Below are 24,994 nucleotides of genomic sequence, written 5' to 3' on the forward strand. Positions count from 1 at the left end.
GTTGGCAACAGACCGGCGAGTATTTTCATGTATGATACGCGCCCCATTTCGTTGCCCGACTGTCCGAGAACACCCCATGCAGCTTTCTTCGCTCACTGCGGTTTCCCCTGTTGACGGCCGCTACGCCGGCAAAACCCAGGCCCTGCGCCCAATTTTCAGCGAATACGGCCTGATCCGTGCACGCGTGCTGGTGGAAGTGCGCTGGCTCCAGCGCCTGGCCGCCCACGCCCAGATCAGCGAAGTTCCGGCCTTTTCCGCCGAAGCCAACGCGGTCTTGAACACCCTCTCCGAGAACTTTTCCCTGGAACACGCCGAGCGTGTGAAGGAGATCGAGCGCACCACCAACCACGACGTCAAAGCCATTGAGTACCTGCTCAAGGAACAGGCCGCCAAGCTGCCTGAACTGGCCAACGTCAGCGAATTCATCCACTTCGCCTGCACCAGCGAGGACATCAACAACCTGTCCCACGCCCTGATGCTGCGCGAAGGCCGTGACGACGTGCTGCTGCCGCTGATGCGCCAGATCGCCGAATCCATCCGCGAACTGGCCCAGCGCTTCGCCGCCGTGCCGATGCTCTCGCGCACCCACGGCCAGCCGGCCTCGCCGACCACCCTGGGCAAGGAACTGGCGAACGTCGTCTACCGCCTGGAGCGCCAGATCGCCCAGGTCGCCGCCGTGCCGCTGCTGGGCAAGATCAACGGTGCCGTGGGCAACTACAACGCCCACCTGTCGGCCTACCCGCAGATCGACTGGGAAGAAAACGCCCGCGCCTTTATCGAAGACGAGCTGGGCCTGGGCTTCAACCCCTACACCACCCAGATCGAGCCGCACGACTACATTGCCGAGCTGTTCGACGCGATCGCGCGCTTCAACACCATCCTGATCGACTTCGACCGCGATATCTGGGGCTACATCTCCCTGGGCTACTTCAAGCAGCGCACCATTGCCGGCGAAATCGGTTCCTCGACCATGCCGCACAAGGTCAACCCGATCGACTTCGAAAACTCCGAAGGCAACCTGGGTATCGCCAACGCGCTGTTCCAGCACCTGGCCAGCAAGCTGCCGATCTCCCGCTGGCAGCGTGACCTGACCGACTCCACCGTGCTGCGCAACCTCGGTGTCGGCTTCGCCCACAGCGTCATTGCTTACGAAGCCAGCCTCAAGGGCATCAGCAAGCTGGAGCTCAACGAGCAGAAAATCGCCGCCGACCTGGACGCCTGCTGGGAAGTCCTGGCCGAGCCGATCCAGACCGTCATGCGTCGCTACAACATCGAAAACCCGTACGAAAAACTGAAAGAACTGACCCGCGGCAAGGGCATCAGCCCCGAAGCGCTGCAGACTTTCATCGACGGCCTCGAAATGCCCGCGGACGCCAAGGCCGAGCTGAAAAAGCTCACCCCGGCCAACTACATCGGCAACGCCGTGGCCCAGGCCCAGCGTATCTGATCGCGCCGTACCCGCTCTGAACGCCCGGCTGAGCCGGGCGTTTTTATTCCAGCCTTAAAAATGCTTTTTTTCAATAGGTTACACATGAATCCTGATACTCCTCTGCAACTTCTGGGCGGCATCACCGCCCGGGAATTCCTGCGTGACTACTGGCAGAAGAAACCCCTGCTGATCCGACAGGCCATTCCGGATTTCGAAAGCCCGATCGACGCCGACGAGCTGGCCGGCCTGGCCCTGGAAGAAGAAGTCGAATCGCGCCTGATCATCGAGCACGGCGAACGCCCCTGGGAACTGCGCCGCGGCCCGTTCGCCGAAGACGCCTTCAGCCAACTGCCGGAGCGTGAGTGGACCCTGCTGGTGCAGGCCGTGGATCAGTTCGTCCCGGAAGTCGCCGAACTGCTGGAGCACTTCCGCTTCCTGCCGAGCTGGCGCATCGACGACGTGATGATCAGCTTTGCCGCGCCCGGCGGCAGCGTCGGTCCGCACTTCGACAACTACGATGTGTTCCTGCTCCAGGGCCACGGCAAGCGCAACTGGAAAATCGGCCAGATGTGCGATTCCGCCAGCCCGCTGCTGGAACACGCCGACCTGCGCATCCTCGCCGAATTCGAGGAAACCGCCGAGTGGACCCTGGAACCCGGCGACATGCTCTACCTGCCACCGCGCCTGGCCCATTGCGGCGTGGCCGTGGATGACTGCATGACCTATTCGGTCGGCTTCCGCGCACCGAGCGCCGCCGAAGTGCTGACCCACTTCACCGACTTCCTCGCCCAGTTCCTGCCGGACGAAGAACGCTACACCGATGCCGACGCGCAACCGGTGGCTGACCCGCACCAGATCCAGCACGACGCCCTCGACCGCCTGAAAAGCCTGCTGGCCGAGCATATGAGCGACGAACGCCTGCTGCTGACCTGGTTCGGCCAGTTCATGACCGAGCCGCGTTATCCGGAACTGGTGGTGGGCCCGGAACTCGAAGAAGAAGACCTGCTCAGCGGCCTGCAGGATGGCGCGATCCTGATCCGCAACCCGAGCGCGCGCCTGGCCTGGTCCGAAGTCGACGACGACCTGCTGCTGTTCGCCAGCGGACAGAGCCGCCTGTTGCCAGGCAAACTGCGCGAGCTGTTGAAAATGATCTGTGCGGCCGATGCGCTGCACGCGGATAATCTGGCGCCATGGTTGGCCGATGAAGACGGCCGCAGCCTGCTGTGTCAGCTGGTCAAACAAGGAAGCCTGGGATTTGCCGATGAATAGAATTCACGTACGTGTCGCGGACTGGCAAAAGGATAACGCCGAGATTCGGCGCATTCGTGAGTCAGTGTTTATTGCCGAGCAGTCGGTTCCGCCGGAGCTGGAGTGGGACGCCGATGACAGTGGCGCCGTGCACTTCCTGGCCGTCGAGGGGGACTTCCCGATCGGCACCGCCCGGCTGTTGCCGGACGGCCATATCGGCCGGGTCTCGGTCCTCAAGGACTGGCGCGGGCTGAAGGTCGGTGACGCGCTGATGCAGGCGGTGATCGGCGAGGCCGAGAAACGTGGCCTCAAGCAACAGATGCTCAGTGCCCAGGTCCAGGCGACCCGGTTCTATGAGCGCCTGGGGTTCAGCATCGTCAGCGAGGAGTTTCTCGAAGCCGGGATTCCCCACGTCGACATGGTGCGCCACTCGGTTTAAAAGCCGGTGCTGCTGCGCAGCCATTCGCGGGCAAGCTCCGCTCCCACAATGTCCGTGCCCACTCACCCATCCTCGGTGTTGCATGGACCCTGTGGGAGCGGAGCTTGCCCGCGAAGACGCCAGCAAGAACACCGCAGAACGCCCCGCCATCCCCGATGCCGGGGCGTTTTGCCGTCCGCGATTCAACTTGACCCACCAATGGCCGAGAAACTGTCAAACTCAACCCATTGCCCAGTCCAACGCGGAGATAACGGACATGTCCCTACGCACCCTGCTCACCGGCCTGCTACTGAGCTGCACCCTCAGCGCCCAGGCCGCCACCGAAATCATTCCCCTGAACTACCGCACCAGCGCCGACCTGCTGCCGGTAGCCCAGGACTTTCTCGGCAAGGACGGCAAGGCCAGCGCCTACCAGAACCAACTGATCGTCAATGCGGAACCTTCCAAGATCAAGGAACTGCGTGACTTCCTCGGCCAACTCGACACCCCGGCCAAGCGCCTGCTGATCAGCGTCGACACCAGCGAAAACAACGACCAGAACAACGGCTACACGATCAACGGCCAGAACCAGACCCGCGTCATCAACTATGGCACCGCCAGTCGCGACGGCGGCATCCAGCAGGTGCAGACCGTCGAAGGCACCCCGGCGCTGATCCAGGTCGGCCAGAGCGTACCGCTGACCACCGCCATCAGCACCAACCAGACCCAGGGTAACGGCTCGAACCAGAATCAGAACCCCAATCAACAGCCCCTGACGCAGATCCAGAGCCAATACCGCAACGTGACCCAGGGTTTCTACGTCACCGCCAGCGTCACCGGCGACATCGTTCACCTGTCCATCAGTACCAATCGTGACCGGATCAGCCAGGAGCGTCAGGATGTAGTGAACGTGCAAAGCACCGACACAACCGTCAGCGGGCGCCTGGGCGAGTGGATCACCCTGGCCGGCGTCAATGGCCAGAGCCAGGCCGACCGACAGGCGCTAACCCGCAGCTACTCGACCTCTGGGCGTAACGACATGACTTTGCGGGTGAAAGTCGACAGCCTGGACTAAAGCACCAAAAACTGACCGACGAGTCGTATTAGACTAAAGATGTAGTGCCTGAAAAAAAGCACTACAAAATGTTTGACGAGCCAAAAAACCGAAGGCATGATGGCCTCGCTCCCGCTAATCAGGGGCCCTGGCAAGGGCCTTCGGATCGCCGCTCTAACCTACCCACCTGAGCCGATTCGTGTCTGTACCGCCCACAAGGCGCGTTTGACGAGGTTGCGACTGGAACGAAGTTGTCCCGAGGGACGGAAGCGTAATAGGTAGAACGGCAAGATCCCTGAAGTCCGCACAAAGGCCCACGATGCCCCAATGCGCCCGACGGCTCGCCCTCGCCTCGCTCACTTCCCCCTTGAGCCCATCGTTCAATCGTCGCCTTCCCCGCCGAACCGCACCTGAGCGCCTAAGCTTCTGGTCAGCGAGCAGCCGTTTGCCCAAGCCTTCCCTTGAGCATTCGGCGGAGCAAGGAATTCTCCACCTAAGACCTATGCGACGAGGTTTATCTCCATGGCACTGACACGCGAACAGCAAATTGCAGCCCTTGAAAAAGACTGGGCTGAAAACCCGCGCTGGAAAGGCGTGACACGCACTTACTCCGCCGCTGACGTGGTCCGCCTGCGTGGCTCGGTTCAACCTGAGCACACCCTGGCCCGCATGGGCGCCGAGAAACTGTGGAACCTGGTGACCCAGGGCGCCAAGCCGTCCTTCCGTCCGGACAAGGATTTCGTCAACTGCATGGGCGCCCTGACCGGCGGCCAGGCCGTGCAACAAGTCAAGGCCGGTATCCAGGCAATCTACCTGTCGGGCTGGCAAGTGGCCGCGGACAACAACTCCGCAGAATCCATGTACCCCGACCAGTCGCTGTACCCGGTGGACTCCGTGCCGACCGTGGTCAAGCGCATCAACAACTCGTTCCGTCGCGCCGACCAGATCCAGTGGAAAGCCGGCAAGAACCCGGGCGATGAAGGCTACATCGACTACTTCGCACCCATCGTGGCCGACGCCGAAGCCGGTTTCGGCGGCGTGCTGAACGCCTACGAGCTGATGAAGAGCATGATCGAAGCGGGCGCCGCCGGCGTGCACTTCGAAGACCAGCTGGCTTCCGTGAAGAAATGCGGCCACATGGGCGGCAAGGTACTGGTACCGACCCAGGAAGCCGTGCAGAAGCTGACCGCTGCTCGCCTGGCCGCCGACGTTGCCGGTACGCCGACCATCATCCTGGCCCGTACCGACGCCAACGCCGCCGACCTGCTGACTTCGGATTGCGATCCGTACGACCAGCCGTTCGTGACTGGCGAACGCACCCAGGAAGGTTTCTATAAAGTCCGCGCCGGCCTCGACCAGGCCATCGCCCGCGGCCTGGCCTACGCGCCGTACGCCGACCTGATCTGGTGTGAAACCGCCAAGCCGGACCTGGACGAAGCCCGTCGCTTCGCCGAGGCCATCAAGAAGGAATACCCGGACCAGCTGCTGTCCTACAACTGCTCGCCTTCCTTCAACTGGAAGAAGAACCTGGACGACGCGACCATCGCCAAGTTCCAGCGCGAACTGTCGGCCATGGGCTACAAGCACCAGTTCATTACCCTGGCGGGTATCCACAACATGTGGCACAGCATGTTCAACCTGGCGCACGACTACGCCCGCAACGACATGACCGCCTACGTGAAACTGCAGGAGCAGGAATTCGCTGACGCTGCCAAGGGTTACACCTTCGTCGCGCACCAGCAGGAAGTCGGTACCGGCTACTTCGACGACATGACCACCGTGATCCAGGGCGGCTCGTCCTCGGTGACCGCGCTGACCGGTTCGACCGAAGAAGAGCAGTTCCACTGAGTAAGCGAGCAAGCGGCCATTCCAGAGCGAAGCAGAACTAACTGGAATGCCTGAAGACCTGACGCCCCGACTGGTTCGGGGCGTTTTTTTGCCTGTCGCCTACAGACTCGCCACCGCACTTTGTAGGAGCAGGGCTTGCCCGCGAAGGCGGCCGGATGAGCGGCGCAGAACTCAGGGGCCTCTTCGCGGGCAAGCCCTGCTCCTACAGGAATGCGTTCGCCGTGACGATGCAAAACATTGATCCAGAGCGGTATCAATTGCGACAAAAAGCGCTAAAACGACGCGCGATGCAACTTTCATCGCGCCGGCGTTTAAAGCCACTACACTTCCCTTCGCGGGCGACCACCAGCATTGGAGCGACCTAGATGATATCAATTATCATTCAATATTCACTTCGTTCATTACAATGCGGATAAAACATAATTAACAAAAAGGCCCCTAATGCCCACAGTACATGGCCTGCAAGCCATCGAGACCTCTACATGTCCTTATTCCAGCCAATAATTTCGCTATAGAAAATTTACTTGCCCGGTGTTTAGCCATAAAATCACCGGGATAGATTGCACTGCGACATATCGTCACTGCTTTTACTTCTTTATCACGCTCAGAGACCCTTGCGCTCTGTTAAGGATTACCCGCATGACCGAAGCGACCGGACTCATGGCCCACAACTGGGGCTTTGCTATTTTCCTGCTCGGCGTCGTCGGCCTCTGCGCCTTCATGCTCGGTCTTTCCAGCCTTCTCGGGTCAAAAGCCTGGGGACGCAGCAAAAACGAACCGTTCGAGTCCGGCATGCTACCCACCGGTAGCGCCCGCTTGCGGCTCTCCGCCAAATTCTATCTGGTCGCGATGCTGTTCGTGATCTTCGATATCGAAGCCCTCTTTCTCTTTGCATGGTCTGTGTCCGTCCGCGAAAGCGGCTGGACCGGATTCGTCGAAGCTCTCGTTTTCATAGCAATTCTGTTGGCAGGTCTTGTCTACCTTTACCGAGTGGGGGCGCTTGATTGGGCTCCGCAAGCTCGTCAGAAGCGGCAGGCGAAGCTGAAACAATGAGGCTTTGGCAATGCAATACAATCTCACTCGAATCGACCCGGATGCGCCTAACGAGCAGTACCCGATCGGCCAACGGGAAACCGTTTCCGATCCGTTAGAAGATCAAGTCCACAAAAACATCTACATGGGCAAGCTGGAAGACGTGCTGAACGGCGCGGTCAACTGGGGGCGCAAAAACTCCCTGTGGCCGTACAACTTCGGCTTGTCGTGCTGCTATGTGGAAATGACCACCGCCTTCACGGCGCCCCACGACATCGCCCGCTTCGGCGCCGAAGTTATCCGGGCATCGCCGCGCCAGGCGGATTTCATGGTTATTGCCGGCACCTGCTTCATCAAGATGGCGCCGATCATCCAGCGCCTCTACGAGCAAATGCTCGAGCCGAAGTGGGTCATCTCCATGGGTTCGTGCGCCAACTCCGGTGGCATGTACGACATCTACTCCGTGGTTCAAGGGGTGGACAAGTTCCTGCCCGTGGACGTCTACGTGCCTGGCTGCCCGCCCCGCCCCGAGGCTTTCCTGCAAGGCTTGATGCTGTTGCAGGAGTCGATTGGCCAGGAGCGTCGCCCACTTTCCTGGGTCGTCGGTGATCAAGGCGTATATCGCGCCGAGATGCCGTCGCAAAAGGAACAGCGCCGCGAACAGCGTATCCAGGTCACCAACCTGCGCAGCCCTGACGAAGTCTGATCCAGATCCGCTCTGTAAAAAGAAACGAGAAGCTGGCTTCATTCTTTACGTTGACCCAAAGCGATAAGAAACCATGACTACAGGCAGTGCTCTGTACATCCCGCCTTACAAGGCTGACGACCAGGATGTGGTCGTCGAACTGAACAACCGTTTCGGCCCCGAGGCCTTTACCGCCCAGGCCACCCGCACCGGCATGCCGGTGCTGTGGGTGACCCGGGCCAAGCTCGTCGAAGTCCTGACCTTCCTGCGCAACCTGCCCAAGCCGTACGTCATGCTCTATGACCTGCACGGCGTGGACGAGCGTCTGCGCACCAAGCGCCAGGGCCTGCCGAGCGGCGCCGATTTCACCGTGTTCTATCACCTGATGTCGCTGGAACGTAACAGCGATGTGATGATCAAGGTCGCCCTTTCCGAAGGCGACCTGAGCCTCCCGACCGTGACCGGTATCTGGCCAAACGCCAACTGGTACGAGCGTGAAGTCTGGGACATGTTCGGCATCGATTTCCCCGGCCACCCGCACCTGTCGCGCATCATGATGCCGCCGACCTGGGAAGGTCACCCGCTGCGCAAGGACTTCCCGGCCCGTGCCACCGAGTTCGATCCGTTCAGCCTGACCCTGGCCAAGCAACAGTTGGAAGAAGAAGCCGCGCGCTTCTGTCCTGAAGACTGGGGCATGAAGCGTTCCGGCGCCAACGAGGACTACATGTTCCTCAACCTGGGCCCGAACCACCCTTCGGCCCACGGCGCCTTCCGGATCATCCTGCAACTGGACGGCGAAGAAGTCGTCGACTGCGTCCCGGACATCGGCTACCACCACCGTGGTGCCGAGAAAATGGCCGAGCGCCAGTCCTGGCACAGCTTCATCCCCTACACCGACCGTATCGACTACCTCGGCGGGGTGATGAACAACCTGCCGTACGTGCTCTCGGTCGAGAAGCTGGCCGGCATCAAGGTGCCGGACCGGGTCGACACCATCCGCATTATGATGGCCGAGTTCTTCCGGATCACCAGCCACCTGCTGTTCCTGGGGACCTATATCCAGGACGTCGGCGCCATGACCCCGGTGTTCTTCACCTTCACCGACCGCCAGCGCGCCTACAAGGTCATCGAAGCCATCACCGGCTTCCGCCTGCACCCGGCCTGGTACCGCATCGGCGGCGTCGCCCACGACCTGCCACGTGGCTGGGACAAGCTGGTCAAGGAGTTCGTCGACTGGCTGCCAAAACGCCTCGACGAGTACACCAAGGCCGCCCTGCAGAACAGCATCCTCAAGGGTCGGACCATCGGTGTCGCCGCCTACAACACCAAGGAAGCCCTGGAATGGGGCGTCACCGGTGCCGGCCTGCGTTCCACCGGTTGCGATTTCGACCTGCGTAAAGCGCGCCCGTACTCCGGCTACGAGAACTTCGAATTCGAAGTCCCGCTGGCGGCCAACGGCGACGCCTACGATCGCTGCATGGTGCGCGTCGAAGAAATGCGCCAGAGCATCAAGATCATCGACCAGTGCCTGCGCAACATGCCGGAAGGCCCGTACAAGGCGGATCACCCGCTGACCACGCCGCCACCGAAAGAGCGCACGTTGCAGCACATCGAGACCTTGATCACGCACTTCCTGCAAGTTTCGTGGGGCCCGGTGATGCCGGCCAACGAATCCTTCCAGATGATCGAAGCGACCAAGGGCATCAACAGTTATTACCTGACGAGCGACGGCGGCACCATGAGCTACCGTACCCGGATCCGCACCCCAAGCTTCCCCCATCTGCAACAGATCCCTTCGGTGATCAAAGGCAGCATGGTCGCGGACTTGATCGCGTACCTGGGTAGTATCGACTTCGTTATGGCCGACGTGGACCGCTAAGCATGAACAGCCCGCTTATCCAGACAGACCGTTTCGCCCTCAGCGAAACCGAGCGCTCGGCCATCGAGCACGAGTTGCATCACTACGAGGACCCGCGCGCGGCGTCCATCGAAGCCCTGAAGATCGTCCAGAAGGAACGTGGCTGGGTGCCTGACGGCGCGCTCTACGCCATCGGCGAGATCCTCGGCATTCCGGCCAGCGACGTCGAAGGCGTCGCGACCTTCTACAGCCAGATCTTCCGCCAGCCGGTGGGTCGTCACATCATTCGCGTCTGCGACAGCATGGTCTGCTACATCGGCGGCCACGAGTCGGTGGTCGGCGAAATCCAGAGCAAGCTCGGCATCGGCCTGGGTCAAACCACCGCCGACGGTCGCTTCACCCTGCTGCCCGTCTGCTGCCTCGGCAACTGCGACAAGGCCCCGGCGCTGATGATCGATGACGACACCTTCGGCGACGTCCAGCCTGCTGGCGTTGCCAAACTGCTGGAGGGCTACGTATGACCCTGACTTCCTTCGGCCCTGCCAACCGCATTGCGCGTTCGGCAGAAACCCACCCGCTGACCTGGCGCCTGCGTGATGACGCCGAGCCCGTGTGGCTCGACGAATACCAGGCCAAGGACGGCTATGCCGCCGCCCGCAAGGCCTTCGCCGACATGGCCACGGACGATATCGTCCAGACCGTGAAGGACGCCGGTCTCAAGGGTCGCGGTGGCGCGGGCTTCCCCACCGGGGTGAAGTGGGGCCTGATGCCCAAAGACGAATCCATGAACATCCGCTACCTGCTGTGCAACGCGGATGAAATGGAGCCGAACACCTGGAAAGACCGCATGCTGATGGAGCAACTGCCCCATCTGCTGATCGAAGGCATGCTGATCAGCGCCCGCGCGCTGAAGACCTACCGGGGCTACATCTTCCTGCGCGGCGAATACGTCACCGCCGCCAAGCACCTCAACCGTGCGGTGGAAGAAGCCAAGGCAGCGGGCCTGCTGGGCAAGAACATCCTGGGCAGCGGCTTCGACTTCGAGCTGTTCGTCCACACCGGCGCCGGGCGTTATATCTGCGGTGAAGAAACCGCACTGATCAACTCCCTCGAAGGCCGTCGCGCCAACCCGCGCTCCAAGCCGCCCTTCCCCGCCGCCGTCGGCGTCTGGGGCAAGCCGACCTGCGTGAACAACGTCGAGACCCTGTGCAACGTGCCGGCGATCATCGGCAACGGCATCGACTGGTACAAATCCCTCGCCCGCGAAGGCAGCGAAGACCACGGCACCAAGCTGATGGGCTTCTCCGGCAAAGTGAAGAACCCTGGCCTGTGGGAACTGCCATTCGGCATCACCGCCCGCGAGCTGTTCGAAGACTACGCCGGCGGCATGCGCGATGGCTTCAAGCTCAAGTGCTGGCAGCCCGGCGGCGCCGGTACCGGTTTCCTCCTGCCCGAACACCTGGAAGCGCAGATGTATGCCGGCGGCATCGGCAAGGTCGGCACCCGTATGGGCACCGGCCTGGCCATGGCGGTGGACGACAGCGTCAACATGGTGTCGCTGCTGCGCAACATGGAAGAGTTCTTCGCCCGTGAGTCGTGCGGTTTCTGCACCCCTTGCCGCGATGGCCTGCCGTGGAGCGTCAAGCTGCTGCGCGCGCTGGAGAACGGCGAAGGCCAGGCCGGCGATATCGAGACCCTGCTGGGTCTGGTCGGCTTCCTCGGCCCGGGCAAGACCTTCTGTGCTCACGCACCGGGTGCCATCGAGCCATTGGGCAGCGCCATCAAGTATTTCCGTCCGGAGTTCGAGGCTGGCATCGCACACAAAAGTGCAGCCGTCCCGCCTTTGGCGCGGCCGATCGTAGTCGGCGCATAACGTATCGAAAGGGAGGGCGGTCCGTGCCGCCCTCTTGCTCGCCTGAAGACGCACTTGTGATGCGCCAGGCGAGGACCAGGATTCCATTAGCCACGCCCGCGGACGCGGGCCAACGAAGAACTTTGAACCATGGCCACTATCCACGTAGACGGCAAAGCGCTCGAAGTCGATGGGGCAGACAACCTGTTACAGGCGTGTCTGTCGCTAGGCCTCGACATCCCTTATTTCTGCTGGCACCCCGCGCTCGGTAGCGTCGGTGCCTGTCGCCAGTGCGCGGTCAAGCAGTTCAACGACGAGAACGACAAGCGTGGTCGTATCGTCATGTCCTGCATGACCCCGGCTTCCGACGGCAGCTGGATCTCCATCGACGACGAGGAAGCGAAAGTCTTCCGCGCCAGCGTCGTCGAATGGCTGATGACCAACCACCCGCACGACTGCCCGGTCTGCGAGGAAGGCGGTCACTGCCACCTGCAAGACATGACCGTGATGACCGGCCACAACGAGCGCCGTTATCGCTTCACCAAGCGTACCCACCAGAACCAGCAACTGGGCCCGTTCATTTCCCACGAAATGAACCGCTGCATCGCCTGCTATCGCTGCGTGCGCTTCTACAAGGACTACGCCGGCGGTACTGACCTCGGTGTGTTCGGTGCCCACGACAACGTGTACTTCGGTCGCGTCGAAGACGGCACCCTGGAAAGCGAATTCTCCGGCAACCTCACCGAGGTCTGCCCGACCGGTGTGTTCACCGACAAGACCCACTCCGAGCGCTACAACCGCAAGTGGGACATGCAGTTCTCGCCGAGCATCTGCCATGGCTGCTCCAGCGGTTGCAACATCAGCCCGGGCGAGCGCTACGGTGAACTGCGTCGGATCGAAAACCGCTTCAACGGTTCGGTCAACCAGTACTTCCTCTGCGACCGTGGCCGTTTCGGCTATGGCTACGTCAACCGCGAAGACCGCCCACGTCAGCCACTGCTGGCCAACGGCGCCAAGCTGAGCCTGGACGAAGCCCTGGATAAAGCCGCCGAGCTGCTGCGCGGTCGCAATATCGTCGGTATCGGCTCGCCCCGCGCCAGCCTGGAAAGCAACTTCGCCCTGCGCGAGCTGGTGGGTGCCGAGCACTTCTACTCGGGCATCGAAGCGGCTGAGCTGGAGCGTATCCGCCTGGTCCTGCAAGTCCTGAACGACAGCCCGCTGCCGGTTCCGAACATGCGCGACATCGAAGACCACGACGCCGTGTTCGTCCTCGGTGAAGACCTGACCCAGACCGCCGCGCGCATGGCCCTGGCCCTGCGCCAGTCGGTCAAGGGCAAGGCCGAGGACATGGCCGAGGCCATGCGTGTCCAGCCTTGGCTCGATGCCGCGGTGAAGAACATTGGCCAGCACGCGCTGAACCCGCTGTTTATCGCCAGCCTCGCTGAAACCAAGCTCGACGATATCGCCGAAGAGTGCGTGCACGCCGCGCCCGACGACCTGGCCCGCATCGGTTTCGCCGTGGCCCACGCCCTCGACGCCAGCGCCCCGGCCGTTGAAGGCCTGGACGCCGAAGCCCAGGCACTGGCCCAACGCATTGCCGACGCCCTGCTGGCGGCCAAGCGCCCACTGATCATCGCCGGCACCTCCCTGGGTTCCAAGGCGCTGATCGAAGCCGCGGCCAACATCGCCAAGGCCTTGAAGCTGCGCGAGAAGAACGGTTCCATCAGCCTGATCGTGCCGGAAGCCAACAGCCTGGGCCTGGCCATGTTCGGTGGCGAGTCCCTGGACGCTGCCCTGCAAGCGGTGATCGACGGCAAGGCCGACGCCATCGTCGTGCTGGAAAACGATCTGTACACCCGCACCGACAAGGCCAAGGTCGACGCCGCACTGAACGCTGCGAAAGTCGTGATCGTTGCCGACCACCAGAAAACCGCCACCAGCGACCGCGCCCACCTGGTTCTGCCGGCCGCCAGCTTCGCCGAAGGCGACGGCACCCTGGTCAGCCAGGAAGGCCGTGCCCAGCGCTTCTTCCAGGTCTTCGATCCGAAGTACCTCGACGCGAGCATCCTGGTTCACGAAGGCTGGCGCTGGCTGCATGCCCTGCGCGCGACCCTGCTGAACCAGCCAATCGACTGGACCCAACTGGACCACGTCACCGCCGCCTGCGCTTCGAGCACCCCGCAACTGGCCCGTATCGTCGACGCAGCCCCTTCCGCCGCGTTCCGCATCAAGGGCATGAAACTGGCCCGCGAACCGCTGCGTTACTCCGGCCGGACCGCCATGCGCGCCAATATCAGCGTGCACGAGCCGCGTACCTCCCAGGACGTCGACACCGCGTTCGCCTTCTCCATGGAAGGTTACTCGGGCTCCGTCGAACCACGCCAACAGGTGCCGTTCGCCTGGTCGCCGGGCTGGAACTCGCCGCAGGCCTGGAACAAGTTCCAGGACGAAGTCGGTGGTCATATCCGCGCTGGCGACCCGGGCACCCGCCTGATCGAAAGCCAGGGTGATTCGCTGAACTGGTTCGCCAACGTGCCACGCGCCTTCAACCCGGCCCAGGGTACCTGGCAAGTGGTGCCGTTCTTCCACCTGTTCGGCAGCGAGGAAACCTCCTCGAAAGCCGCTCCGGTACAAGAGCGCATCCCGGCCGCCTACGTGTCCCTGGCCAAGTCCGAAGCCGATCGCCTGGGCGTCAACGACGGTGCCTTGCTCAGTTTGAACGTTGCCGGCCAGACCCTGCGTCTGCCGCTGCGGATCAACGAAGAGCTGGGTGCCGGCCTGGTGGCCTTGCCGGCCGGCCTGGCGGGCATTCCTCCGGCGATTTTCGGCAAATCCGTTGACGGTCTGCAGGAGGCAGCTCAATGACCTGGTTCACCCCTGAAGTGATCGACGTGATCCTCTCGGTCGTCAAGGCCATCGTGGTGCTGCTGGCCGTGGTGGTCTGCGGCGCCCTGCTGAGCTTCGTCGAACGTCGCCTGCTGGGCTGGTGGCAGGACCGCTACGGTCCGAACCGCGTCGGCCCGTTCGGCATGTTCCAGATCGCCGCCGACATGCTGAAGATGTTCTTCAAGGAAGACTGGACGCCACCCTTTGCCGACAAAGTGATCTTCACCCTGGCACCGGTGGTGGCCATGAGCGCCCTGCTGATCGCCTTCGCGGTCATCCCGATCACCCCGACCTGGGGTGTCGCGGACCTGAACATCGGCCTGCTGTTCTTCTTCGCCATGGCCGGTCTGTCGGTGTACGCGGTGCTATTCGCCGGTTGGTCGAGCGCCAACAAGTACGCCCTGCTGGGCAGCTTGCGTGCCTCGGCGCAGACCGTGTCCTATGAAGTGTTCATGGGCCTGTCGCTGATGGGCATCGTGGTCCAGGTCGGCTCGTTCAACATGCGCGATATCGTCGAATACCAGGCTCAACACCTGTGGTTCGTGATCCCGCAGATCTTCGGTTTCCTGACCTTCTTCATCGCCGGCGTGGCCGTGACTCACCGTCACCCCTTCGACCAGCCGGAAGCGGAACAGGAACTGGCCGACGGTTACCACATTGAATATGCCGGCATGAAATGGGGCATGTTCTTCGTTGGCGAGTACATCGGCATCATCCTGATCTCGGCGTTGCTGGTCACCTTGTTCTTCGGTGGCTGGCACGGTCCGTTCGACATCCTGCCGCAACTGTCGTTCATCTGGTTCGCCCTGAAGACCGCGTTCTTCATCATGCTGTTCATCCTGCTGCGCGCTTCGATTCCGCGCCCACGCTATGACCAGGTGATGGACTTCAGCTGGAAATTCTGCCTGCCGCTGACCCTGATCAATTTGCTGGTGACCGCTGCGATTGTGTTGTTGAACACGCCTGCGGGCGCGGTTCAGTGAGGATTTGACCCATGTTCAAATATATTGGCGACATCGTTAAGGGTACCGGTACCCAGTTGCGAAGCCTGGTGATGGTTTTCGGCCATGGCTTCCGCAAACGCGACACCCTGCAATACCCGGAAGAAGCGGTGTACCTGCCGCCGCGTTATCGCGGTCGCATCGTACTGACCCGCGACCCCGACGGCGAAGAGCGCTGCGTGGCCTGCAACCTGTGCGCCGTGGCGTGCCCGGTGGGTTGCATCTCGCTGCAGAAAGCCGAAACCGACGACGGTCGTTGGTACCCGGAGTTCTTCCGCATCAACTTCTCGCGCTGCATTTTCTGCGGCCTCTGCGAGGAAGCCTGCCCGACCACCGCGATCCAGCTGACACCGGATTTCGAAATGGCCGAGTTCAAACGTCAGGACCTGGTGTACGAGAAAGAAGATCTGCTGATCTCCGGCCCCGGCAAGAACCCTGATTACAACTTCTATCGTGTTGCAGGGATGGCCGTTGCCGGGAAGCCGAAAGGCGCTGCCCAGAACGAAGCCGAGCCGATCAACGTGAAGAGCTTGCTGCCTTAAGGAAGAACGATGGAATTCGCTTTCTATTTCGCATCGGGTGTCGCTGTTCTGTCCACGCTGCGCGTGATCACCAACACCAACCCTGTGCATGCCCTGCTCTACCTGATTATCTCGCTGATTGCCGTGGCGATGACCTTCTTCAGCCTCGGTGCACCCTTTGCCGGTGCCCTGGAAGTGATCGCCTACGCCGGTGCCATCATGGTGCTGTTTGTGTTCGTGGTGATGATGCTGAACCTGGGGCCCGCCTCGGTGCTGCAAGAGCGCGACTGGCTCAAGCCGGGGATCTGGATCGGTCCGGTGATCCTCTGCGCCCTGCTGCTGGTCGAACTGCTCTATGTGCTGTTCAGCCACAGCAGCGGCGCAGCTCTCGGTCAAACCACCGTAGGCGCCAAGGCCGTGGGCATCAGCCTGTTCGGTCCGTACCTGCTGGTGGTCGAACTCGCCTCGATGCTGCTGCTCGCCGCAGCCATCACGGCATTCCACCTGGGCCGCAACGAGGCGAAGGAGTAATTCATGCCTGCTATCCCTTTGGAACATGGCCTGGCTGTCGCCGGTATCCTGTTCAGCCTCGGCCTGATCGGCCTGATGGTTCGCCGCAACATTCTCTTCGTGCTGATGAGCCTGGAGGTGATGATGAACGCCGCCGCCCTGGCCTTCATCGTCGCGGGCTCACGTTGGGCGCAGCCGGATGGACAGATCATGTTCATCCTGGTGATCAGCCTGGCAGCCGCCGAGGCCAGTATCGGCCTGGCGATCCTGCTGCAACTGTATCGCCGCTTCCACACGCTCGATATCGACGCTGCCAGTGAGATGCGCGGATGAACATGATCTTTCTGACTTTCGTATTCCCCCTGATCGGTTTCCTGCTGCTGTCGTTCTCCCGTGGACGCCTCTCGGAAAACCTCTCGGCCCTGATCGGGGTCGGCTCCATCGGCCTGTCGGCCATCGTCGCCGCCTATGTGATCTGGCAATTCAACGTCGCGCCGCCCGAGGGTGGCCACTACACCCTGGTGCTGTGGCAGTGGATGTCGGTGGAGGGCTTTGCCCCCAACTTCGCCCTGTACGTCGACGGCCTGTCGATCACCATGCTCGGCGTGGTGGTCGGCGTGGGTTTCCTGATCCACCTGTTCGCCTCCTGGTACATGCGCGGTGAAGACGGTTACTCGCGCTTCTTCGCCTACACCAACCTGTTTATCGCCAGCATGCTGTTCCTGGTCCTGGGCGATAACCTGTTGTTCCTGTACTTCGGTTGGGAAGGCGTGGGCCTGTGCTCCTACCTGTTGATCGGTTTCTACTACAGCAACCGCAACAACGGTAACGCCGCCCTCAAGGCCTTTATCGTCACCCGTATCGGCGACGTGTTCATGGCCATCGGCCTGTTCATCCTGTTCACCCAGTTGGGCACGCTGAATATCCAGGAACTGCTGGTCAAGGCCCCTCAACACTTCCAGGTCGGCGACTTCTGGATCGTCCTGGCGACCCTGATGCTGCTCGGTGGTGCGGTCGGTAAATCCGCGCAACTGCCGCTGCAGACCTGGCTGGCGGACGCGATGGCCGGTCCTACCCCGGTTTCGGCACTGATCCACGCCGCAACCATGGTGACCGCCGGTGTCTACCTGATCGCCCGTACCCACGGCCTGTTCACCCTGGCGCCGGATATCCTGCACCTGGTGGGCATCGTCGGTGGCGTGACCCTGGTCCTGGCCGGCTTCGCCGCCCTGGTCCAGACCGACATCAAGCGGATCCTCGCCTACTCGACCATGAGCCAGATCGGCTACATGTTCCTGGCCCTGGGCGTCGGTGCCTGGGAAGGCGCGATCTTCCACCTGATGACCCACGCCTTCTTCAAGGCCCTGCTGTTCCTCGCGTCCGGTGCGGTGATCGTCGCCTGCCATCACGAGCAGAACATCTTCAAGATGGGCGGCCTGTGGAAGAAACTGCCGTTGGCCTACGCCAGCTTCATCGTCGGTGGTGCCGCCCTGTCCGCCCTGCCGATCGTGACCGCCGGTTTCTACTCCAAGGACGAAATCCTCTGGGAAGCCTTCGCCAGCGGTAACCACAATCTGCTCTATGCAGGTCTGGTCGGCGCGTTCATGACGTCGCTCTACACCTTCCGCCTGATCTTCATCACCTTCCACGGTGAAGCCAAGACCGAAGCCCACGCCGGCCACGGGATTTCCCACTGGCTGCCACTGGGCGTGCTGATCGTGCTGTCGACCTTCGTCGGTGCCTGGATTCATCCGCCACTGGCCGGTGTCCTGCCGGAAAGCGCCGGTCATGCTGGCGGCGAAGCCAAGCACAGCCTGGAAATCGCCTCGGGTGCCATTGCCCTGGCCGGTATCCTGCTGGCTGCCGTGCTGTTCCTCGGCAAGCGTCGCTTCGTGACCGCGGTCGCCAACAGCGGCATCGGCCGTTTCCTCTCGGCCTGGTGGTTCGCCGCCTGGGGCTTCGACTGGATCTACGACAAGCTGTTCGTCAAGCCGTACCTGGCGATCAGTCATCTGCTGCGCAAAGACCCGCTCGACCAGACCATCGGCCTGATCCCGCGTATGGCCAAAGGCGGCAACACCGCCCTGAGCCGTACCGAGACCGGTCAGCTGCGCTGGTATGCCGCGTCGCTCGCCGCCGGTGCCGTCGTGGTGCTGGGCGCCATTGTGCTGGTAGCGGTCTGACTATGAACCTTGCGACATTGCGAAAGGAATTGAGCCCGTCATGATTCTGCCTTGGCTAATCCTGATCCCCTTTATCGGCGGCCTGCTGTGCTGGATGGGTGAGCGTTTCGGCTCCACCCTCCCCCGCTGGATTGCGCTGCTGACCATGTCCCTCGAACTCGCCCTCGGCCTCTGGCTGTGGGCCCACGGGGATTTCCATCTGGCACCGGCGCCTGGCGCCGCTCCGACCTTCGCGCTTGAGTTCAAGCACGTCTGGATCGAGCGCTTCGGCATCAACGTGCACCTGGCCCTCGACGGCCTGTCGCTGCTGATGATCCTGCTGACCGGCCTGCTGGGTATCCTTTCGGTACTCTGCTCGTGGAAAGAGATCCAGCGTCACGTGGGCTTCTTCCACCTGAACCTGATGTGGATCCTGGGCGGTGTCGTCGGCGTGTTCCTCGCCCTCGACCTGTTCATGTTCTTCTTCTTCTGGGAAATGATGCTGGTGCCGATGTACTTCCTCATCGCGCTCTGGGGTCACAGTTCTTCGGACGGCAAGAAAACCCGGATCTACGCGGCGACCAAGTTCTTCATCTTCACCCAGGCTTCCGGCCTGATCATGTTGGTGGCGATCCTCGGCCTGGTCCTGGTCAACTTCAACAACACCGGCGTGATTACCTTCAACTACGCCGACCTGTTGAAAACCAAGATGTCGCTGACCACCGAGTACATCCTGATGCTCGGCTTCTTCATCGCCTTCGCGGTGAAACTGCCGGTGGTGCCGTTCCACTCCTGGCTGCCGGACGCCCACGCCCAGGCGCCGACCGCCGGTTCCGTGGACCTGGCCGGTATCTTGCTGAAAACCGCCGCCTACGGTCTGTTGCGTTTCGCCCTGCCGTTGTTCCCGAATGCCTCGGCGGAATTCGCGCCGATTGCCATGACCCTGGGTCTGATCGGGATCTTCTACGGTGCATTCCTGGCCTTCGCCCAAACCGACATCAAGCGCCTGATCGCCTTCTCCAGCGTCTCGCACATGGGTTTCGTGCTGATCGGGATCTACTCCGGCAGCCAGCAGGCCCTGCAAGGCGCGGTGATCCAGATGCTCGCCCACGGTCTGTCGGCGGCGGCACTCTTTATCCTAAGCGGCCAGCTCTACGAGCGCACCCACACCCGCGACATGCGTGAAATGGGTGGCCTGTGGTCGAAGATCGCCTACCTGCCGGCCATCAGCCTGTTCTTCGCGGCCGCTTCCCTGGGCCTGCCGGGGACCGGCAACTTCGTCGGCGAGTTCCTGATCCTGATCGGCACCTTCGTCGCGGCACCGTGGATCACCGCGATTGCCACCTCGGGCCTGGTGTTCGGTTCGGTCTATTCGCTGATCATGATCCACCGTGCCTACTTCGGCCCGTCCAAATCCGATGCCGTGCTGCACGGCATGGATGGCCGCGAACTGATCATGGTGCTGGGACTGGCGGTACTGCTGATCTACATCGGCGTGTACCCGCAACCGTTCCTCGATACTTCCGCCGCCACCATGCATGGTGTGCAGCAGTGGATCGGCACCGCCTTCACTCAACTCGCTTCGGCCCGGTAAGAGCGCTATGGACCTGACGACTCAACACTTTATTGCGCTTGCACCGCTGCTGATCACCAGTCTCACCGTTGTCGTGGTGATGCTGGCGATCGCCTGGCGCCGCAACCACTCACAGACCTTCCTGCTCTCGGTGGCCGGTCTCAACCTGGCGCTGCTGTCGATCATCCCGGCGCTGAAAGTCGCGCCACTGGCGGTGACAGCGCTGATCCAGATCGACGACTTCGCCTGCCTGTACATGGCGCTGATCCTGGTCGCCACCCTGGCCTGCGTCACCCTGGCCCATGCCTATCTGGGCGATGGCGGCGACGGCTACCCGGGCAACCGTGAAGAACTCTACCTGCTGATCCTGATGGCCGCCGCCGGCGGTCTGGTCCTGGTCAGCGCGCAGCACCTGGCCAGCCTGTTTATCGGCCTGGAACTGCTCTCGGTACCGGTCTACGGCCTGGTGGCCTACGCCTTCTTCAACAAGCGTTCGCTGGAAGCCGGCATCAAGTACATGGTGCTGTCGGCGGCGGGTTCGGCCTTCCTGCTGTTCGGTATGGCCCTGCTCTACGCTGAAGCCGGCACCCTGAGCTTCACCGGTATCGGTCACGCCCTGGCGGCCACCGGCCTGCCAAGCCCGATTGCCCAACTGGGCCTGGGCATGATGCTGGTCGGCCTGGCGTTCAAGCTGTCGCTGGTGCCCTTCCACCTGTGGACCCCGGACGTTTACGAAGGCGCCCCTGCGCCGGTGGCGGCATTCCTTGCCACCGCCAGCAAGGTCGCCGTGTTCGCGGTGATGATCCGTCTGTTCCAGATCTCTCCGGTGGCCAGCAGTGGCGTCCTGAGCAATGTGCTGGCGGTGATCGCCATCGCGTCGATCCTGATCGGTAACCTGCTGGCGCTGACCCAGAACAACCTCAAGCGTCTGCTGGGTTATTCGTCCATCGCCCACTTCGGCTACCTGCTGATCGCCCTGGTGGCGAGCAAGGGCATGGCCATGGAAGCCATGGGCGTGTACCTGGTCACCTACGTGATCACCAGCCTCGGCGCCTTCGGCGTGATCACCCTGATGTCCTCGCCTTACAAAGGCCGTGACGCGGATGCCCTGTACGAATACCGCGGCCTGTTCTGGCGCCGTCCGTACCTGACCGCCGTACTGACCGTGATGATGCTTTCCCTGGCCGGTATCCCGCTGACCGCCGGCTTTATCGGCAAGTTCTACATCATCGCGACCGGTGTCGAGTCCCATCACTGGTGGCTGATCGGTTCGCTGGTGCTGGGCAGCGCCATCGGCGTGTTCTACTACCTGCGCGTGATGGTCACCCTGTACCTGATCGAACCGAACCTGCGTCGTGTCGATGCCCAGCTGCACTGGGAACAGCGCGCGGGCGGCGTGATGCTGCTGGCGATCGCGGTACTGGCCTTCTTCCTCGGCCTGTACCCGCAACCGCTGCTGGAACTGGTGCAACACGCGGTACTGGCGAGCTAAGCAGTCGCCGGCTGTACCCGACACCCCGCCCGAGGCAACTCCGGCGGGGTGTTTTGTTTCTACTTCCCTTGTAGGAGCGAGCTTGCTCGCGATGGTAGTCCAGGCACCGCTGGGTATCAGGTGCCCCGCGTTATCGTTGACGCCCATCGCGAGCAAGCTCGCTCCTACAGTAGACCTGGATCAATACTGCGCACGGTCCGATACCTTAGTCTCGCGACCTTTTGCGAACGATCCGACCATGGCCCTCCCCTCCCCCGAACTGCTGGCGCCCGCCGGCACCCTGAAGAACATGCGCTACGCCTTCGCCTATGGCGCCGATGCAGTCTACGCCGGCCAACCGCGCTACAGCCTGCGGGTGCGCAACAACGAATTCGACCACGCCAACCTGGCCCTCGGCATCCAGGAAGCCCAGGCCCAGGGCAAGCGCTTCTATGTGGTGGTGAACATCGCCCCGCACAATGCCAAGCTCAAGACCTTTCTCAAGGACCTGGCGCCGGTGATCGCCATGGCGCCCGATGCGCTGATCATGTCCGACCCTGGCCTGATCATGCTGGTGCGCGAGCATTTCCCGCAGATGCCGATTCATCTGTCGGTGCAGGCCAATACGGTGAACTGGGCCAGCGTGCGGTTCTGGCAACAACTGGGGCTGAGCCGGATCATCCTCTCCCGGGAGCTGTCCCTGGAGGAGATCGGCGAGATCCGCGAGCAGGTGCCGGATATGGAGCTGGAGGTGTTCGTCCACGGGGCGCTGTGCATGGCCTATTCCGGGCGCTGCCTGCTCTCCGGGTACATGAATCGTCGCGACGCCAACCAGGGCAGTTGCACCAATGCCTGCCGCTGGCAGTACAAGGCGCAGCCGGCGGCGGAAAACCTGCTGGGCGAGATTGTCCAGGCGTTCGATCCGGTCGAACCGACCCTGGGCCTCGGGGCGCCGACCGAGCAGGTGTTCCTGCTCCAGGAGGCCCAGCGACCGGATGAGTCGATGCCGGCCTTCGAGGACGAGCACGGCACCTACATCATGAACGCCAAGGACCTGCGCGCCGTGCAGCATGTCGAGCGGCTGACCCGCATGGGCGTGCATTCGCTGAAGATCGAAGGCCGGACCAAATCGCATTTCTACTGTGCGCGAACGACCCAGGTCTATCGTCGGGCGATTGACGACGCGGTGGCCGGGCGAGCGTTTGATCGCAGCCTGATGCATGACCTCGAGTCATTGGCCCAGCGCGGCTATACCGAGGGTTTTCTGCGTCGGCATGTGCATGACGAGTACCAGAACTACCAGCACGGCAGTTCGGTCTCGGAACGCCAACAGTTTGTCGGGGAGCTGACGGGGGAGCGGCGTGAGGGGTTGGCACAGGTCAAGGTGAAGAATCGGTTTGGGCTCGGTGATCATCTGGAACTGATGACGCCCGAGGGCAATCTGCATTTTGATCTGGATGAGCTGCACAACGAGCGTGGCGAGCGGATCACGGTGGCACCCGGGGATGGGCACACGGTGTACCTGCCGGTTCCGGAGGGTGTGGAGTTGCGGTTTGGGTTGTTGATGCGGGATGTCACGACTGGCGAACAATAAACTGTGGATGGCAAGCAAGCCCTGATACCACCCAGTTAAAGCCGGACACGCTCCCACAGTATCTGTGCCGTACGCAGGAATTGCGTCAGACACAAAACTGTAGGGGCCGGCCTCTTAGATCCGGAACTGTCCTACCAACTTGCCCAGGTTCCGTCCCAATTCCGCCAGGCTGCGGGAGGTCTGGGCGCTGCGCTGGGTCTCATCCGCCACGCTGTCCACCGCCGAGGCGATCTGGTGCACGCTGCGGTTGATCTCCTCGGCCACCGAGGTCTGCTCGTCGGCGGCGCTGGCGATCTGCGCGTTCATCGTATTGATGGTGCCGATCAACTGCGCCATGGTATCCAGCGACACACCCGCCTCGTTGGCCCGGTCCGAAGTACCGTCACCGGCCTCGCTGGAACGACGCATGGCCTCCACCGCCACCTGCGTCCCCGTTTGCAGACGATCGATCATGCCCTGGATTTCCTGGGTGCTTTGCTGGGTCCGGCTGGCCAGCGCCCGCACTTCATCGGCCACCACCGCAAAACCACGCCCCGCCTCACCCGCTCGCGCGGCCTCGATGGCCGCGTTGAGGGCCAACAGGTTGGTCTGCTCGGCAATGGAACGAATCACCCCGAGCACGCTGACAATCGAGGTCACATCCTGCTGCAGGCTGTCCAGGGTGGTGCCGCTGTGGCGGATATCCTTCACCAGTGCATGGATCTGCTGGATGCTGCCATCGACCACGCGCTTGGCGGTCTTGCCCTCGGCATCGGTCTGCTGCGCGGCGACCGCCGCCCCTTGCGCGCCACGTGCCACTTCCTGGGCCGCCGAGGACATCTGGTTGATCGCGGTGGCCACCTGGTCGGTTTCGTGGCGTTGACGCTCCATCGCCTGCTCCGAGCGCTGGGTCTGCTCACTGACCTGGGCCACCAGCGTGGTCAATTGCACGGTCATTTCGCTGATCTGCCGCACCAGGCCATGGATCTTGTCGACAAAGCGATTGAAGGAACCGGCCAACTGCCCCAGTTCATCCTCGCTGGTGACCCCCAGGCGCCGGGTCAGATCGCCCTCCCCGGCGGCAATATCGTCCAGGCTGAGTTTCATCAGCAGCAACGGCCGCAGAATGCCATTGCCCATCAATACCCCGATCACCGCAATCACCAGCAGCACCACCAGCGCAATCCCGAAGATACTCAGGATCACCCCTTCCATGCGCTGGTGGACCTTGGCCTCCACCTCCGCCACCTGGATCTCGATATTGTCGAGGTTGACGAAGGTACCGATGGCCATATCCCACTTGGGCAGGAACTCGGTGTAGGCGATCTTGGGCACCAGTACCTGTTCGTTGGTGGCCAGCGACGCGCTGTATCTCAGGTAATGGCTACCGTCCTTGGCCACCCGGACCAGCTCGCGGGTGAAGTAGACGCCATTCGGGTCGCGGGCATCGTTGAAGTTCTTGCCGATGCCATCCGGGTTATCGCTCTTGAACACTCGGACGATCTGCGAATCGGTGCCGAAAAAGTAACCGTCCTTGCCATACTTGATACTCGACAGCAGCTTCACCGCCTGGGCCCTGGCCACCATGTCGCCCTGGGCTGACGCATCGTAGAGCGGCTTGATCGCGGTGATCGCCAGGTTGACGTAATTCTGCAAGGTCACCTTGGCTTCCGAGAGCAAGCGCTGACGGGTTTCCTCCACTTCATCCTTGGCCTGGTTCTGCAGGATCCACACCATGGTCAGGCTGATCACCAGGGCGCAGAGTAATACCGGCAGTACCGCGAGGGACACGACTTTGGTCTTCAGACTCAGGCGCATATTGGTTCTCTCTTATGGAGTGGAGTTGCGGTCCGGCTTGCAGACTCGGAATGTC

Annotated in this window: 20 protein-coding genes; 19 read left to right on the forward strand and 1 reads right to left on the reverse strand. The window is 62.2% G+C overall.

The features are described from left to right. The first annotated feature begins 76 nt into the window (after window positions 1-76). The 19 genes from purB to yegQ all read left to right on the forward strand — a co-directional run bounded on the left by purB (window position 77) and on the right by yegQ (window position 23,142). On the forward strand, window positions 77-1,447 hold the full coding sequence (gene purB / locus M5B42_RS23105) for an adenylosuccinate lyase (RefSeq protein WP_248747133.1): 1,371 nt from the start codon (window positions 77-79) through the stop codon (window positions 1,445-1,447). An 84-nt stretch (window positions 1,448-1,531) separates the two neighbouring features. Next, window positions 1,532-2,698, forward strand: a complete 1,167-nt coding sequence (locus M5B42_RS23110; protein WP_152739825.1) for a cupin domain-containing protein — start codon at window positions 1,532-1,534, stop codon at window positions 2,696-2,698. Continuing rightward, window positions 2,691-3,116 (forward strand): GNAT family N-acetyltransferase, encoded by a 426-nt coding sequence (locus tag M5B42_RS23115; RefSeq protein ID WP_152739824.1) that lies wholly within the window; start codon window positions 2,691-2,693, stop codon window positions 3,114-3,116. Before M5B42_RS23110 ends, M5B42_RS23115 begins: the two co-directional genes overlap by 8 nt. Before the next feature lie 256 nt (window positions 3,117-3,372). Continuing rightward, window positions 3,373-4,170, forward strand: a complete 798-nt coding sequence (locus M5B42_RS23120) for a secretin N-terminal domain-containing protein (RefSeq protein WP_152739823.1) — start codon at window positions 3,373-3,375, stop codon at window positions 4,168-4,170. Between the two features lie 501 nt (window positions 4,171-4,671). Then, entirely contained in the window at window positions 4,672-5,997 is a 1,326-nt protein-coding gene (gene aceA, locus M5B42_RS23125) for an isocitrate lyase (RefSeq protein ID WP_103495052.1), read from the forward strand. Window positions 5,998-6,636: 639 nt separating this feature from the next. Further along, on the forward strand, window positions 6,637-7,050 hold the full coding sequence (locus tag M5B42_RS23130) for an NADH-quinone oxidoreductase subunit A (protein WP_010444610.1): 414 nt from the start codon (window positions 6,637-6,639) through the stop codon (window positions 7,048-7,050). Window positions 7,051-7,060: 10 nt separating this feature from the next. Further along, entirely contained in the window at window positions 7,061-7,735 is a 675-nt protein-coding gene (locus M5B42_RS23135; RefSeq protein ID WP_100940076.1) for an NADH-quinone oxidoreductase subunit B, read from the forward strand. A gap of 73 nt (window positions 7,736-7,808) precedes the next feature. After that, window positions 7,809-9,593, forward strand: a complete 1,785-nt coding sequence (gene nuoC, locus M5B42_RS23140; RefSeq protein ID WP_248747134.1) for an NADH-quinone oxidoreductase subunit C/D — start codon at window positions 7,809-7,811, stop codon at window positions 9,591-9,593. A 2-nt stretch (window positions 9,594-9,595) separates the two neighbouring features. Then, entirely contained in the window at window positions 9,596-10,093 is a 498-nt protein-coding gene (gene nuoE / locus M5B42_RS23145; RefSeq protein ID WP_040069325.1) for an NADH-quinone oxidoreductase subunit NuoE, read from the forward strand. Then, window positions 10,090-11,445, forward strand: a complete 1,356-nt coding sequence (gene nuoF / locus M5B42_RS23150) for an NADH-quinone oxidoreductase subunit NuoF (RefSeq protein ID WP_103495049.1) — start codon at window positions 10,090-10,092, stop codon at window positions 11,443-11,445. The genes nuoE and nuoF overlap by 4 nt, the downstream gene beginning before the upstream one ends. 129 nt (window positions 11,446-11,574) lie before the next feature. Then, window positions 11,575-14,289: an NADH-quinone oxidoreductase subunit NuoG gene (gene nuoG, locus M5B42_RS23155; protein ID WP_177104242.1), complete on the forward strand. Its 2,715-nt coding sequence runs from the start codon at window positions 11,575-11,577 to the stop codon at window positions 14,287-14,289. Beyond that, entirely contained in the window at window positions 14,286-15,293 is a 1,008-nt protein-coding gene (gene nuoH / locus M5B42_RS23160; RefSeq protein WP_100940071.1) for an NADH-quinone oxidoreductase subunit NuoH, read from the forward strand. Before nuoG ends, nuoH begins: the two co-directional genes overlap by 4 nt. An 11-nt stretch (window positions 15,294-15,304) precedes the next feature. Then, the gene (gene nuoI, locus M5B42_RS23165) at window positions 15,305-15,853 is read left to right on the forward strand and encodes an NADH-quinone oxidoreductase subunit NuoI (RefSeq protein WP_032627864.1); all 549 of its coding nucleotides are present in this window, start codon (window positions 15,305-15,307) and stop codon (window positions 15,851-15,853) included. Between the two features lie 9 nt (window positions 15,854-15,862). Then, window positions 15,863-16,363, forward strand: a complete 501-nt coding sequence (nuoJ, locus tag M5B42_RS23170) for an NADH-quinone oxidoreductase subunit J (protein ID WP_100940070.1) — start codon at window positions 15,863-15,865, stop codon at window positions 16,361-16,363. 3 nt (window positions 16,364-16,366) lie between these two features. Beyond that, window positions 16,367-16,675, forward strand: a complete 309-nt coding sequence (gene nuoK, locus M5B42_RS23175) for an NADH-quinone oxidoreductase subunit NuoK (RefSeq protein ID WP_100940069.1) — start codon at window positions 16,367-16,369, stop codon at window positions 16,673-16,675. Next, window positions 16,672-18,525 carry an NADH-quinone oxidoreductase subunit L gene (gene nuoL, locus M5B42_RS23180; protein ID WP_152739819.1) on the forward strand — a complete coding sequence of 618 codons (1,854 nt, stop codon included), beginning with the start codon at window positions 16,672-16,674 and terminating at the stop codon, window positions 18,523-18,525. Before nuoK ends, nuoL begins: the two co-directional genes overlap by 4 nt. Window positions 18,526-18,565: 40 nt before the next feature. Continuing rightward, the gene (gene nuoM / locus M5B42_RS23185; protein WP_103495045.1) at window positions 18,566-20,098 is read left to right on the forward strand and encodes an NADH-quinone oxidoreductase subunit M; all 1,533 of its coding nucleotides are present in this window, start codon (window positions 18,566-18,568) and stop codon (window positions 20,096-20,098) included. Between the two features lie 7 nt (window positions 20,099-20,105). Beyond that, window positions 20,106-21,569 carry an NADH-quinone oxidoreductase subunit NuoN gene (gene nuoN / locus M5B42_RS23190; RefSeq protein ID WP_103495044.1) on the forward strand — a complete coding sequence of 488 codons (1,464 nt, stop codon included), beginning with the start codon at window positions 20,106-20,108 and terminating at the stop codon, window positions 21,567-21,569. Between the two features lie 238 nt (window positions 21,570-21,807). Beyond that, a complete protein-coding gene (gene yegQ / locus M5B42_RS23195) occupies window positions 21,808-23,142 on the forward strand; it encodes a tRNA 5-hydroxyuridine modification protein YegQ (RefSeq protein WP_152739818.1) in 1,335 nt (444 codons plus the stop codon). Between the two features lie 114 nt (window positions 23,143-23,256). Here yegQ and M5B42_RS23200 read toward each other — a convergent pair whose 3' ends face one another. Then, window positions 23,257-24,939, reverse strand: a complete 1,683-nt coding sequence (locus tag M5B42_RS23200; protein ID WP_177104248.1) for a methyl-accepting chemotaxis protein — start codon at window positions 24,937-24,939, stop codon at window positions 23,257-23,259. Between the last annotated feature and the right edge of the window lie 55 nt (window positions 24,940-24,994).

It is taken from the genome of Pseudomonas sp. MWU12-2037, from assembly GCF_023242345.1.
Taxonomy (GTDB): domain Bacteria; phylum Pseudomonadota; class Gammaproteobacteria; order Pseudomonadales; family Pseudomonadaceae; genus Aquipseudomonas; species Aquipseudomonas gingeri_D.